We start from the raw sequence: 13,595 nt of genomic DNA, 5'->3' as shown, positions 1-13,595 counted from the left end.
TGAAGACAAAGTCATCTTAAAAACTTTCCTTAAGTGAGTACGGACGTTAGGTGAAATTATCCAGTGGATAATTTCAGCAATCCAGGAAGTTCCATGACTAAATCAAGATACAGAGGGTGTTTGCGGATAAAGTCAAAATAGGAAGTTTGACGAAGAATCTTTCGATTCTAGGAGAACTTATCTTTTTGACAAGATCCGCAGCCCGTGTTCAATTCGTTTTGGATCCCTTCGCTTTTTATGTTTTAGTCTCAGGCTAAAACAGTTTCCCAAACTGTTTTACTTCTAGCACTTTTCTCACGGCGGAAAGTTTTGGTATTTTCTTGATTCATTTTAAAAATTAGAACTTATTTTATTTTTTGCAGAATCGCTTAACTTATTTCTAAATAGTTTGTCTACATAAAAAAAGCTTGAGCCAGCGCTCAAGCTTTTTTGCTTATTTATCAAGTAATTCTTGGATTAAGTCTTCCATAGCAGCTGGTTCTGTTTTGGAGGAGAAGCGTTGGGCGACTTGGCCTTGTCGGTCGATGACAAATTTTGCGAAGTTCCATTCGATGCGTTTGCCCAGTGGTCCGGCTGCTTGGCTTTTGAGCCAGTCATAAAGAGGAAGGGCTTCTTTACCATTGACCTTGGCTTTAGCGAATCGTGGGAAGGTGGTCTGGTAGTTGAGGCTACAGAAGCTATTGATTTCTTCTGCAGTTCCTGGAGCTTGTCCCATGAATTGGTTACAAGGGATGTCTAGGATTTCCAGCCCTTTTTCCTTGTAGCGCAGGTAGAGATCTTGCAGTCCTTGGTATTGCGGGGTCAAGCCACAGCCTGTTGCTGTATTGACCACGATAAGGACCTTACCTTGGTAGTGGGAAAGAGAAATTTCTTCCCCTTCTTGGTTTTCTAAAGAAAAATCATAAATGCTGGTCATAGGTGTTATCCTTTCTGTCTTTTCATCTTTAATTGTAGCACAAATATCCTAAAATTGGGCCAAGAGGACCATGACTTCTTGCTTTAGTCCCACTTGTGAAAATGATATAATAAGAAGATAAAAGCTCTCAAGAAAGTGCCCAAAGGAGAACGGATCGGATGAAATTACTCTATACGGATGTTCGGACCCCCTTGACCCAGGTCCTGACGCAAGAAGCCGTAAGGTTAGTAGAAGATGGCAAGCGTGTATTTTACATTGCACCTAACTCTCTTTCCTTTGAAAAAGAAGCCAAGGTCTTGTCCTATTTAGAAGGTCAGGCTTCTTTTGCTATAACCGTTACGCGCTTTGCTCAAATGGCCCGTTATTTCATCCTGAATCAGGTTTTTGAGGAGAAAGCCTTAGATGACATCGGACTAGGCATGTTATTTTTTAAAGCTCTTTCCCAAATGAAGGACCAAGACCTTAAAGTTTACGGAGCCCTGCGCAAGGATCCTCAGTTTATCCAGCAACTGGTTCAGCTCTATCATGAATTGCAGACGGCCCAGATGGATTTTACAGATTTGGAGTTGCTCGAGGAAGCTGAAAAAAGAGAGGACCTCTTGGCGATTTTTGAAGCGGTCTCTGAGATGCTGGTCCAGCACCAGTATGAATCCCAGTCCAAGATGGCCGTTTTCCTCAATCAGGTCGAAGCAGGGCACTTAGAGGAGCAATTAAAGGATGTAGCGATCGTCGTCGATGGCTTCACGCGTTTTTCTGCAGAAGAAGAGGCCTTGATTGGTCTCCTTCACCGAAAAGGAGTGGAGATTGTCATCGGGGTCTATGCCAGTGAAAAAGCCTACCGGGCAAGCTTTAGAGAGAGCAATCTTTACCAAGCCAGTGTTGACTTTCTCCTTCAGCTGGCAAAGACTTTTGAGGTACAGCCACAGTATTGTGGGCAAGCGATCGAAGACTCCTTTAGTCGCATGACCCGCATGTTAGAAGCGCGTTACGATTTTTCACAAGTGGAAGATGAACTGGAGAACCAAGATCGAACTGCTGTTCAACTCTGGCAAACCAATACACAAAAAGAAGAGTTGGAATTTGTTGCTAAATCCATCCGTCAGCGCCTTCATGATGGGGCACGCTATCGGGATATTCGGGTCTTGCTAGGCGATGTAGAAGCTTATCAACTGCAACTCAAGACCATTTTTGATCAGTATCAGATACCCTTTTACTTGGGACGAAGCGAAGCCATGGTCCATCATCCCTTGATTCAGGTCATTGAATCCTTGTGGCGGATCAAGCAGTTCAATTACCAGACCGAAGACGTCATCAATCTATTGAAAACGAGTCTGTATAGTGACTTGACCCAAGAAGAAGTCGATTCTTTTGAGCAGTACCTTCGCTTTGCGGAAGTAAAGGGGGCTGCAAAATTTCACAAGCCTTTTACCAGCAATCGTCAGGTTAAGTTCAATCTAGAAGTACTCAATGCCCTCCGAGAACGCGTCGTAGAACCTCTAGCGCCCTTCTTTTCACAGCGCAAACAAAAGGTTTCCCAACTCTTAACAGCCTTTACAGAGTTTCTGCAAGAGGCTCAGCTTTCTCAGAATCTACAAGCTTTGATCAAGGATCTAGCTTTGGAAGAGCAGGAGCGCTATGATCAAGTTTGGAAGACCTTCCTCCACGTCTTAGAAGAATTGAATCTGGTTTTTGAGGACCAAGAACTGACAGTGGATGACTTTTTAGCTCTTGTCTTATCCGGCATGCAATTGTCACAATACCGGACAGTTCCTGCTACGGTCGATGTAGTGACGGTTCAGTCCTATGACTTGATTGAGCCCTTGACAGCTCCTTATGTCTACGCGATCGGGCTGACCCAGGAGCGTTTTCCAAAGAGCGCGCAGAATACCTCGCTTCTCAGTGAAGACGAGCGCCAGCAGCTCAATGAGGCAACGAAAGAAGGAGCAGAGCTCCAGGTGGTGACCAGCGAAAATCTCAAGAAGAATCGTTTTGTGGCGGTTTCGCTACTCAATGCAGCGACCAAACAGTTGGTCCTATCGGCCCCTAGCTTGGTCAATGAAACGGAAGATAGTGTCTCTCCTTACCTTCTAGAATTGACCAAGGAGCCTATTGCCATCGAATGGACGACCAAACAAGCCCAAGCCTCGAGTGATGACATCGGAACCTACCGAGCCCTCTTAGCGCGCGTGATCGAACTCCATCAAGAAGAGATCACTAGTGAGCTGTCTGCTGAAGAAGCCAGCTTTTGGGGTGTGGCGGTGCGGGTCTTGCGAAAGAAATTGGCCGCTGAAGGCATTCAGATTCCTCAGATTTCAACGGAATTAAAGAGTCGCCAGCTTCAGTCGGATACCCTTCAAGCGCTCTATCCAGAAGGCAAAGCCTTGACCTTATCTGCTTCTGCCTTGAATGAATACTACAAGCACCAGTATGCCTTTTATCTGCGCTATGTCTTGTGCTTACAAGAAGATGAGACGATCCGGCCAGACGCTCGCAGTCATGGGAATTTCTTGCACCGAATCTTTGAAAAAGTCTTAAAAGACAGCTCCGATCAAGCTTTTGATCAGCGCTTAAGTGAGGCGATTCGAGAAACCAGCCAAGAAGCAGAGTTCCAGCAATTGTATGGAGAAAATGGAGAGACCGAGTTTATTCGCAACTTGCTTCTTGATACCGCTAAAACAACCGGACGGGTCCTCGCCCAGCAAAATGGCATCGAGACCATTGGTGAGGAGACCCTCTTTGGAGGGAGTGCCCACACCTCTTATCCTTTGTCTGATGGCCGTCTCCTGCAGCTACGAGGCAAGGTGGACCGGATTGACAAATTACGAGAACAAGGAGCTCTTGGCGTTGTGGATTACAAGTCGAGCTTGACGCAATTCCACTATGACAAGTTCTTTAATGGCCTGAATTCTCAATTGCCAACCTATCTCTCTGCCATTCAGGATCTGAAGGAATACCAAGAGGAACAAGGGATTTTCGGAGCCATGTATTTAGAAATGGGAGATCCCCTAGTGGATCTGAAAAAGACCAAGACAGTAGAGGACGCCATCAATCAAACTATGAAAAGTCAACAGTACAAGGGGCTCTTTATGGCAGATCAGGCGCCTTACCTGGGCGAGGCCTATGATAAGAACAAGGCCATGATGCTGAGTAAGGAAGAGCTGGACCTGCTCCTCTTGTACAACGCTTATCTCTATAAAACAGCAGCAGAAGGGATTCTCAAAGGGCAATTTGCCATCAATCCCTATAGTGAAAATGGGCGCAATATCGCACCATTCGTGGAGCAGTTTAAATCCATCACTGGCTTTGAAGCGGATCGTCACCTAGGTCAGGCACGGTTCTTGACCAAACTAGACCAAAAAGGAATACGCGGTGAAAAGGTGAAAGCCGCTTGGATCGAGAAGATGAAGGAGGTCTTGAACAAATGATCAAACATGCATTTTTGACAAGAGATGAAATCAAGGCCCTTCAGGACCAAGAAGCAGCCTCCACCAAAGAGCAAAAACGAACACCAGAACAGATCGATGCCATCTATAGTTCAGGCACCAATATCTTGGTGTCGGCCTCGGCTGGTTCGGGGAAGACCTTTGTCATGGTGCAAAGGATTTTGGATCAGATCCAGCGAGGCATTTCGATTAAGGAGCTCTTTATCTCGACCTTTACGGTCAAGGCAGCAGGAGAGCTCAAGGAGCGTTTGGAAAGTGAACTTGGAAAAGCCCTGCAAGCGAGCGATGACCCAGAACTCAAGCAACACCTGGCCCGTCAAATCGCAGATGTCGCAACGAGCGATATCGGAACCATGGACTCCTTTACCCAAAAGGTCCTAACGCGCTATGGCTATTTGCTTGGGTTTGCGCCCCAGTTTCGCATTTTACAAAATGCCAGTGAGCAGCGTCTCTTGCAAAATGAAGTCTTTCAAGCTGTTTTTGACCGCTATTACCAAGGAGAAAACCAAGAAGCCTTTGTCCAGATGGTCAAGAATTTCACGGGACAGCGCAAAAATTTGACCTTGTTTAAAGAGCAGGTCTACCAGATCTATGACTTTCTTCAGTCCACCAGTGATCCGGAGAAATGGTTGGAGGAGCATTTCTTAAAAGGCTATGAAGAGACCGATTTTGAACAGGTGGAAACTACCCTAATGGAGAGCATCCAGCAGGCCCTTTATGAGGCAGAGAGCTTTTTTGCCTTTCATTTGTCTAATGAAGGCCAAGCATTTGGCAAGGCCAAATATTTGGAAGCCGTGCAAGAGGTGCTGGATCAGATTGGAAGCCTCACAGAGCGCCCTAATAAAGCGCAACTGACCTCTGTCCTAAAGGCAGTCGTGGCGATTAGTCGAGCTTCAAATGGGGGAGCCTTGACCAATAGAGCCCGAAAGGAAGAGCTGAAAGACCTAGTTACGGCTTATAACCAAGACAAAAATCTTCATATCAACCGCCTCAGAGACTTGGAAAATCAACTCTATCAGCTGGAATTTCAACAAACCTTCCACCAAGAAGAAGGCCCCATGCTCTCCTTGCTTCGGGACTTTATCCGAGATTTTTCTCGCGCTTATCTGGAGCGAAAAATCCAAGAAAAGTCTTATGAATTTGGGGATATCAGTCATTTTGCGATTCAAATTTTAGAGCAATTCCCAGAGGTGAGACAAGCCTTTCAAGAGCGTTATCATGAGGTCATGGTCGATGAGTACCAGGATACCAACCACACCCAAGAGCGGATGTTGGAATTGCTATCAAATGGTCACAATCGCTTCATGGTGGGGGATATCAAGCAATCGATTTACCGTTTCCGTCAGGCAGATCCACAGATTTTCAATGACAAATTTAAGGCCTACCAAGAAGAAGGGGCAAAAGGGCGGTTGATCCTCCTCAAGGAAAATTTCCGGAGTCATGTGGAAGTGTTGGACGCGACCAATGATGTCTTTCGCCATTTGATGGACGAAGAGGTGGGAGAGATTGACTACAATCAAACCCATTATCTAGTTGCAGGAAGCGACAAGCAGCGGATGGCCTTGCCACAACATCGGGCAGAATTTTTGCTCTATGATGGTAGCCAAGACCAGGAAGAAAAGGCTGAAGACGAGGAAGCTGCTTCTGGACTCGAGACGGTTTCCAAGGGAGAAATTCTCCTTGTCATCAAAGAAATTTTACGCCTCCATCGGGTGGAAAAAGTGCCTTTTAAAGACATCACGCTCTTGACCGCGACTCGAACGCGAAATGACGCGATTCTGGAAGCCTTTGACCAGTATCGTATCTCGATTGTGGCAGATAGCGGCCAGGCGCATTATCTTGAGTCACTGGAAGTGATGGTCATGCTGGATACCTTGCGGACCATTAATAACCCCTTGCATGATTATGCCTTAGTAGCCCTCATGAAATCCCCCATGTTTGACTTTGATGAAGATGAATTGGCACGGATTTCCTTGCAGACCCTTTCAGAGCAAAAGCAAATGGCCTTCTACCACAAGGTCCAGTTAGCCCTTGAAAAGACTGCAGAGCATGCCAATCTGATTGATGCCAAACTCTCAGCTAAAATCGAGAACTTCCTCAAAGTTTTATCTACTTGGCGGGCTGCTGCCAAGACCTCTTCACTCTATGATTTGCTGTGGAAAATCTATGAGGATCGCTATTACTATGATTATGTCGGCGCCCTTCCGAATGGGGCCCAGCGCCAGGCCAATCTCTATGCCTTGACGCTTCGGGCCAATGATTACGAGAAGGCCAGCTTTAAGGGCTTGTCGCGCTTCATTGCCATGATCGACAAGGTAATCGAAAATGAACACGATTTGGCCAGCGTCCCTCTTGCGGCTCCAAAAGATGCCGTCCAGCTCATGACCGTCCATAAGAGTAAGGGGCTGGAATTCAAGTATGTCTTTATTCTCAATATGGACAAGGCCTTTAACCGTAAGGATCAATCAGGACCGATCATTCTCAGCCGTCAAAAAGGGATTGGTTTTAAATACATTGCCAACCTGCCAGTTGAGACAGAGAATCCAGCTGCTCCAGAAACCATTCGCTTGCAGATCGAAACGCCTTGCTACCAAAGCAATGTGGAAGAAACAAAATTGGCCACGATTTCGGAGCAGATGCGTCTTCTATATGTTGCTATGACACGGGCCGAGCTCAAGCTCTATCTGGTCGGAAAAGGCCGTGAGGACAAACTGCGCGATACCGATTGGGGGACTAGTCGCAATGGCAAGCTGGATCCGGAAAAACGAAAAGAATGGACCTCTTATCAGGACTGGCTCTTTGCCATTCAAGATGTGTTTGCCAAGAATACGCTGGCCTATGACACGCGTATTGTGACAGATGAAGACCTAACACCGAACCAGCTGGAGCCACTAGAGAAGGAGAAGGATTCCCGCCTGGATCAGCTCAAGGATGTCCGCCAGTCAGAGGATATTCGTCGGGCTTTGGATATCTTGGAAAATGTTGATCGGCTCAATCAGCTGTATGCTCCGGCCATTCATTTACCTAGTGTCCGTACCCCTAGCCAGATCAAGAAATTCTACGAGCCGGTCATGGATGCCAATGGCGTCCAGATCATGGATGCGAAGACCGTGACACCTGACTTTGAGCTTCCTACTTTTGGGCGAGAAGAAGCCGTGACGGGAGCACAAGTCGGTAGTGCTGTCCATGAACTCATGCAGCGCGTGCCTCTTGAAGAAGCAATCACTCTTGATACACTGCGTCAAGCCTTGGAGCAAGTCCAAGCAGAGCCAGCGGTCAAAGCCCGCATCAAGCTAGAGGCTATTCTCGCTTTCTATGAGACGCCTTTGGGAACCTTACTTCAAAGAGAAGCCCCTCGTGTTTATCGTGAAGCCCCCTTTGCCATGCTGAAGAAAGATCCAGCTAGTGGAGAGGACTTTGTCGTGCGGGGGATCTTGGATGGGTATATCGTGCTAGAAGATCGGATTCTGCTCTTTGACTACAAGACGGATCACTACAAGGTCCCTAGCCAATTGGTCGAACGATACCGAGATCAGCTCGATCTTTATGCAGAAGCTCTTCGCCGTTCCTATGGCCAAGAGCACGTTGAAAAATATCTGGTACTTTTAGGTGGCCCTCATCTAGAAGTGGTGAAAGTGGAGTAACACATGACAATTGCAAAGGATAAAATTGAACGCATCCAAAGGATGGAAGGTTATTTGAATGACTATGCTAGGACTTTGGAAGATACAAAAAAAGCAGTGGATCGACTAAAAGAGCATCAAGAGAGCTATATCCAACTGCGCGATTATTATAGTAGTCAGGCCTATTTTGATGACTTGGACCTGTCCAATCAAGCTGATTTTCCAGCCGATCTTCCTTGTGGTGTCTTGTCTGAAGATGCCGTCTATGATTTGTTAGACGAGCATTTTCAGATGGGAGTTGAACTCTTGGAGATCGCAACGAAAATGATCAAAGAACGGTGATATCATTCTTTATATTTTATCTTTCCTTAGGTGACGACGGACGCTAGCGAACTTCTACGAAGTTCCATAGCTAATTATTGAGCCTAGGGTCTCAATAATTCCGAGTACCTGAAACAGATTCTGTTTCAGGTACTTTTGTCACTGCGGAAAGTAAAACATAGTTAAATAATAGTATAGAAAACAGAAATATAGTTTGAAGAGCACACTTTATATGTTAAGCGTTTACAATTATAACTATATAGTGTAGAATATAGTTATTAAAAACACTACTTGTAGTATTATTTGGGAGGTTCTGATGAACAGAAAAGTTAAAAAGGTTTTAGGGTATGGACTAGTGAGCTTAATGCTATGTGGTCCAGCGTTAGTTAGTAAGGTTGGTGCGGAAGAATCTGGATCTATCCAAACCACAGTCCAATTTAAAAATCATAAAGATGGTAGCCAGTCAGTTATTGGTAAGACAACGCCAAATACTAGATTAAGAATTGGTTATGATGGTACGGTAGAGACTGTATCTGATGGAGAAGGAAATTATGAATTGAAGATCCCAAGTGGGAGTGCTTTTAAGAATTATGAAAGGTTTACAATTTATAAAATTAATTCTGATGGAAACTCACGTTATGATACGGATGGTGTTGCAGATACTGAAGCTCCAAGTATTCCAGATTTTTATCTTATAGCAGGAGATAAAGTGATTAATGGACGAGCGAACTACAATGATAGAGATGGAAATGCAACATTTAAAATAATTTTACCAAATGGAGATACCAAAGAGACTTCTACTGATTCTGAAGGAAGATGGGAATTCGAATTACCTGATGTCGGTCCAGGTGAAAAAATTAAAATCATTTCAAGTGACAAAGCTGGTAATATTTTTGAAAAAGAAATTGTAGTTTCTGAAGTTGAATCTCCAGAGGTGCGTAAATCCATTCAGTATAGTCCCAATTATCAAACTTTATCGGGATATACCTATCCAAATTCTACAGTATATGTATTGTTACCAGATGGTACTAAATTATCTGCTGAAACAGGAGAAAATAATTATTATTCAATAAATATTCCTGAGGAACACTATTTTTATAAAGGTGAAGGAAAAGCAGAAGTTTGGGTTTCTAAAAATAACAAATTTGAATCAAATAAAGTAGAAGTTGAAGGCTTTTCTGATGATGAGTCTAGCCTATATAATTATGGTACAAGTGCAAATAATAATGATTTTCACATAAAACGAGATGGTAGTCAGTCCTATGTAGGATTTATCAGTGGTTTTTATAATGGAATACACGCTAAATTAGTTCTTCCAGATGGTTTTGTAATTGAGACTAGAACTGAAGATGGAGGCAGGGTTACATTTAATATTCCTGCTAAACATGCGTTAAAAAATGGTGAAAAAGGTCTTGTTACGTTAAAATCCCCAGGGGGAATTATAAATGGTGAATTTACTGCTTATATTGTGCCACCTGAATTAGGTGAGATTAATAGTCTAACTGAAGGAAGTAATACTATTGGGGGAGTAGTCAATCAGCATATAAAAGAAGAAAATTCTAATGAAGATAAATCAAAAATTTCTCTAATTCATGTTACTCTTCCAAATGGAACAAAACGTTTAGTTGAACCTGATAGAAAAGGAAATTGGATTTTATCAACTCCTGTATTAAAAAAAGGAGATGTACTTAAAGTATCTACAGAAGATATAGTCGGTAACATATCAGAACCCTATATCATTAAAGTTGGAGAGACACCATCAGTGGTGAAACCAGACAGTAATAATAAAGAGGAACAAAAGGTAGATAACGAACAAGGTACAAATAAAGAAACTGGGGAGAAGAGTGAAAGTAAAGAAAAAGGAAAAACGGAAGTTAAACCTACTGAGGAAAAAGGAATATCAAGTTCTCAGACTAGTAAAAATGAAACAAGTAAAGAGACTGATTTGAAAGTAACAGATAGTACATCCAGTGATAAAACTTTAAAATCAAACTCTAATGTTTCAAAAGATCAGCAAGCTACTTCTAATATTGATCGTAAAGAGAACAATGGGACAGTAGTAGGAGAGAAATCTAAAACTGGATATTCTAATAATACGAATTCAGGCTTAACTTCTTCTGTTCAGAAAGTCCAAGATAAGCAAAATAAGTCATTACCAAATACTGGTACAGTAAATCATTTATTTGCTATGATTTCAGGTCTTGTTTCATTGATAGTTGGATCTGCCATTTTTAGACTGAAAAGAAGAAACTAACAAACACAAAAAAGCTCCGGTTTCCCGGAGCTTTTTGTTGGATTAGTGTGAGACACGACGACGTGCTGCTTTTTTGCGGTTTTCTTCGATGAAAGCTGCTTTTTGTTCTTCTGGCTCGATTACTTTTTTCTTGAATGTGTAAACTGCACCTGCGACAGCAGCAACTGTACCAGCAACACCAGTAACAAAACCTTTACCAAATCCTTTAGCCATGAGAATTTCTCCTTTTCTGAACTTTAAATATTTATGTTATAATATATGGTAACGAAAAAACGTGAATTTTGCAAGGAAAAACGATGAAAACCAAGATAATTGTGATTGTGGGACCGACTGCGGTTGGAAAAACAGCTCTTGCGATCGATTTGGCGCAAGCCCTCAATGGTGAAATCATCAGTGGCGATAGCCAGCAAGTCTATCGCAAGCTGGATATTGGAACAGCCAAGGCGACACCAGAAGAGCAAGCTGCAGCTTCCCATCATTTGATCGATGTGCGGGAGGTGACCGAGTCTTACTCGGCTTTTGATTTTGTAAGAGAAGCCAAGATTGTGATTGAAGAGATCACAGCCCGAGGCAAGCTCCCCATCATTGCAGGTGGGACGGGCCTCTACATCCAAAGTCTTCTTGAAGGCTATCATCTTGGTGGTGAAGTTCCCCATGAAGAGATTCTGGCCTATCGGGCTCAATTAGACTTGCTTTCGGATGAAGACTTGTACAAAAGGGTGATGGAGCAAGGACTTGTGATTCCTCAGATCAATCGCCGTCGGGCCATACGGGCTCTTGAAATTGCGCATTTTGGGAAAGACCTAGCAAACGAAGAGACCGATTATGAACCCTATCTGATCTGTCTAGATGATGAACGCTCCTTGATCTATGATCGCATCAATCGTCGAGTAGATCGCATGCTAGAGGAGGGCTTACTGGATGAAGCTCGCTGGCTCTATGACCATTACCCAGATGTGCAAGCCAGTAAAGGGATTGGCTACAAGGAACTCTTTCCTTACTTTAAGGGAGAGCAGAGTCTTGCGGAAGCCAGTGAGATCCTCAAGCGCAATACGCGTCGTTTTGCCAAACGGCAGCTGACCTGGTTTCGAAATCGGATGGAAGTAAAATTTTACGCCATTTCTGCCCCCCACTTCAAGGAGCAGGTTCTTGCAGATGTAAAGGAGTTTTTACAGCATGATTGAAACAGAAAAGAAACAAGAACGCATCCTTTTGGTCGGTGTGGAACTTCAAGGCATGGACAATTTTGATATGTCAATGGAGGAGTTGGCGAGCCTGGCTAAAACAGCTGGTGGAGATGTCCGGGGCTCCTATACACAAAAGCGGGAGAAATACGATACTAAGACCTTTGTCGGCTCAGGAAAACTCGAAGAAATCGCTCAAATGGTCGAAGCAGATGAGATCACGACGGTAGTTGTCAATAACCGCCTAACCCCCCGTCAAAATGTCAATTTAGAAGAAATCCTTGGGGTCAAGGTCATTGACCGGATGCAGCTGATTTTAGATATCTTTGCCATGCGGGCTAGGAGTCATGAAGGGAAGTTGCAGGTGCACTTGGCCCAGCTCAAATACCTTTTGCCACGCCTTGTCGGTCAAGGGATCATGCTCAGCCGTCAGGCTGGGGGAATTGGTTCTCGTGGTCCAGGGGAAAGTCAGTTGGAGTTGAACCGCCGGAGCGTTCGCAATCAAATCACCGATATCGAGCGCCAGCTCAAGGCAGTTGAAAAGAACCGGGAAACCCTTCGTGAAAAACGCTTGGAATCACCTGTCTTTAAGATTGGTTTGATCGGCTATACCAATGCAGGAAAGTCGACCATTATGAATCAGCTGACCAGTAAGAGCCAATATGAAGCAGATGAACTTTTTGCGACCTTGGACGCCACAACCAAGAGCATCCACCTAACAGGTAATCTGCAAGTGACCCTGACCGATACGGTTGGCTTTATCCAAGATCTGCCAACAGAGTTAGTATCGAGCTTTAAGTCAACTTTGGAGGAAAGTAAGAATGTGGATCTCTTGGTCCATGTCATCGATGCTTCTGATCCCAATCATGAAGAGCATGAAAAGACCGTTCTCTCTATCATGAAGGACTTAGATATGCTGGAGATTCCTCGCTTAACCCTCTACAACAAAGCGGATAAAGTAGCGGACTTTACCCCAACCCAGACACCTTACCGCCTGGTTTCAGCGCGCTCTGAGAAAGCTCGAGAGGATCTGCAGGCTTTGTTCCTAGAAAAATTGAGAGAGCTCTTTGTTCCCTTTACCATTCGGGTTCCCTTTTCAAAATCCTATCGGACACATGACCTAGAAACGGTTGCGATCATTGACCAGCGAGAATTTGAAGAAGACGTCGAGGTCATTCAAGGCTATATCGCAGAGAAAAATAAGTGGAAGTTGGAAGAATTTTATGACGGATTATGTTGATTTAGCGATAAAATATGGAGGTTATACTAGCCTCGATCGGGTCTATCTGACCAATCTTTTAAGCACCATCCCTGAGGACTTGCGTCTCCGTGTGATTACACCTCCGCCAAGTGTGATCAACGCTTATTTCGCTGAGCTCTACCAAAAGAAGAGCCCCAAGGAGGCCATGGATTATTTCTTGGACTTGAGCCGAGCATTTGACTTATTCACAGTTCAGAAAAGCTTTGATGAACAAAAACCTTTTATCCGCCTCAACTTATCAGGCCAGTCTTATGGCTTGGCCTATGTAAATGAAGAGATAGCCTGTGTCTTTGCTGAACATCCAGCGGCGGAAATCACCCCTTCGATTTTATTCGAAATCGCAGAGATCTTTCCACATTGTTTAGTCTTTGAAAAAGATGGCAAGATCTGTCTGCAAGAGGCCGGCCCAGAAGTGGTCACCAAAACGGAGGACCTCACAGCCCTTTCTGACTTGTTGACCTTAGAAGATGGACGCTTAAAACTGTCAGGTTATAACCAAGAGGAGTTGCTTGAGTTGGCTCAAGCCTATCCTTTCAACCTTTCGTTCCGTTCAGAGAACCGGACGGCCATGATTTATATAGATAGAAAGTAGA

General features: G+C 44.1%; 9 protein-coding genes. 7 read left to right on the top strand and 2 right to left on the bottom strand.

The annotated features are described in order from the left end of the window. Positions 1-433: 433 nt before the first annotated feature. On the bottom strand, positions 434-916 hold the full coding sequence (locus QM830_RS04835) for a glutathione peroxidase (protein WP_414325817.1): 483 nt from the start codon (positions 914-916) through the stop codon (positions 434-436). A 158-nt stretch (positions 917-1,074) separates the two neighbouring features. Between QM830_RS04835 and rexB the strand changes: the two genes are divergently transcribed. The 4 genes from rexB to QM830_RS04815 all read left to right on the top strand — a co-directional run bounded on the left by rexB (position 1,075) and on the right by QM830_RS04815 (position 10,557). Beyond that, positions 1,075-4,341, top strand: a complete 3,267-nt coding sequence (gene rexB / locus QM830_RS04830) for an ATP-dependent nuclease subunit B (RefSeq protein WP_414325816.1) — start codon at positions 1,075-1,077, stop codon at positions 4,339-4,341. Then, positions 4,338-8,003 (top strand): helicase-exonuclease AddAB subunit AddA, encoded by a 3,666-nt coding sequence (gene addA / locus QM830_RS04825; protein WP_414325815.1) that lies wholly within the window; start codon positions 4,338-4,340, stop codon positions 8,001-8,003. Before rexB ends, addA begins: the two co-directional genes overlap by 4 nt. Positions 8,004-8,006: 3 nt before the next feature. Next, a complete protein-coding gene (locus QM830_RS04820) occupies positions 8,007-8,324 on the top strand; it encodes a DUF4298 domain-containing protein (protein WP_414325814.1) in 318 nt (105 codons plus the stop codon). A gap of 295 nt (positions 8,325-8,619) precedes the next feature. Then, the gene (locus tag QM830_RS04815; protein WP_414325813.1) at positions 8,620-10,557 is read left to right on the top strand and encodes an LPXTG cell wall anchor domain-containing protein; all 1,938 of its coding nucleotides are present in this window, start codon (positions 8,620-8,622) and stop codon (positions 10,555-10,557) included. A 42-nt stretch (positions 10,558-10,599) separates the two neighbouring features. Here QM830_RS04815 and QM830_RS04810 read toward each other — a convergent pair whose 3' ends face one another. Beyond that, on the bottom strand, positions 10,600-10,770 hold the full coding sequence (locus QM830_RS04810) for a DUF3042 family protein (RefSeq protein WP_003002781.1): 171 nt from the start codon (positions 10,768-10,770) through the stop codon (positions 10,600-10,602). Positions 10,771-10,853: 83 nt separating this feature from the next. Here QM830_RS04810 and miaA point away from each other — a divergent pair, with 83 nt between their 5' ends. From miaA to QM830_RS04795, 3 genes are read left to right on the top strand one after another with little or no spacing between them, the layout of a single operon-like run. Beyond that, complete coding sequence (miaA, locus tag QM830_RS04805) at positions 10,854-11,741, top strand: tRNA (adenosine(37)-N6)-dimethylallyltransferase MiaA (protein WP_414325812.1); 888 nt, start codon at positions 10,854-10,856, stop codon at positions 11,739-11,741. Next, a complete protein-coding gene (hflX, locus tag QM830_RS04800; RefSeq protein WP_414325811.1) occupies positions 11,734-12,981 on the top strand; it encodes a GTPase HflX in 1,248 nt (415 codons plus the stop codon). Before miaA ends, hflX begins: the two co-directional genes overlap by 8 nt. Further along, positions 12,965-13,594 carry a cystathionine beta-lyase gene (locus QM830_RS04795; RefSeq protein ID WP_414325810.1) on the top strand — a complete coding sequence of 210 codons (630 nt, stop codon included), beginning with the start codon at positions 12,965-12,967 and terminating at the stop codon, positions 13,592-13,594. The genes hflX and QM830_RS04795 overlap by 17 nt, the downstream gene beginning before the upstream one ends. Position 13,595 lies beyond the last annotated feature (1 nt).

The sequence above is a fragment of the Streptococcus sp. OMI750 genome (genome assembly GCF_047463895.1).
GTDB lineage: Bacteria > Bacillota > Bacilli > Lactobacillales > Streptococcaceae > Streptococcus.
This window is presented reverse-complemented; position numbering and strand designations above follow the sequence as displayed.

Excerpts from the sequence above, each read along its gene's own strand:
- QM830_RS04835 (WP_414325817.1), bottom strand. The coding sequence starts at position 916 with ATGACCAGCATTTATGATTTTTCTTTAGAAAACCAAGAAGGGGAAGAA.
- rexB (WP_414325816.1), top strand. The coding sequence starts at position 1,075 with ATGAAATTACTCTATACGGATGTTCGGACCCCCTTGACCCAGGTCCTG.
- addA (WP_414325815.1), top strand. The coding sequence starts at position 4,338 with ATGATCAAACATGCATTTTTGACAAGAGATGAAATCAAGGCCCTTCAG.
- QM830_RS04820 (WP_414325814.1), top strand. The coding sequence starts at position 8,007 with ATGACAATTGCAAAGGATAAAATTGAACGCATCCAAAGGATGGAAGGT.
- QM830_RS04815 (WP_414325813.1), top strand. The coding sequence starts at position 8,620 with ATGAACAGAAAAGTTAAAAAGGTTTTAGGGTATGGACTAGTGAGCTTA.
- QM830_RS04810 (WP_003002781.1), bottom strand. The coding sequence starts at position 10,770 with ATGGCTAAAGGATTTGGTAAAGGTTTTGTTACTGGTGTTGCTGGTACA.
- miaA (WP_414325812.1), top strand. The coding sequence starts at position 10,854 with ATGAAAACCAAGATAATTGTGATTGTGGGACCGACTGCGGTTGGAAAA.
- hflX (WP_414325811.1), top strand. The coding sequence starts at position 11,734 with ATGATTGAAACAGAAAAGAAACAAGAACGCATCCTTTTGGTCGGTGTG.
- QM830_RS04795 (WP_414325810.1), top strand. The coding sequence starts at position 12,965 with ATGACGGATTATGTTGATTTAGCGATAAAATATGGAGGTTATACTAGC.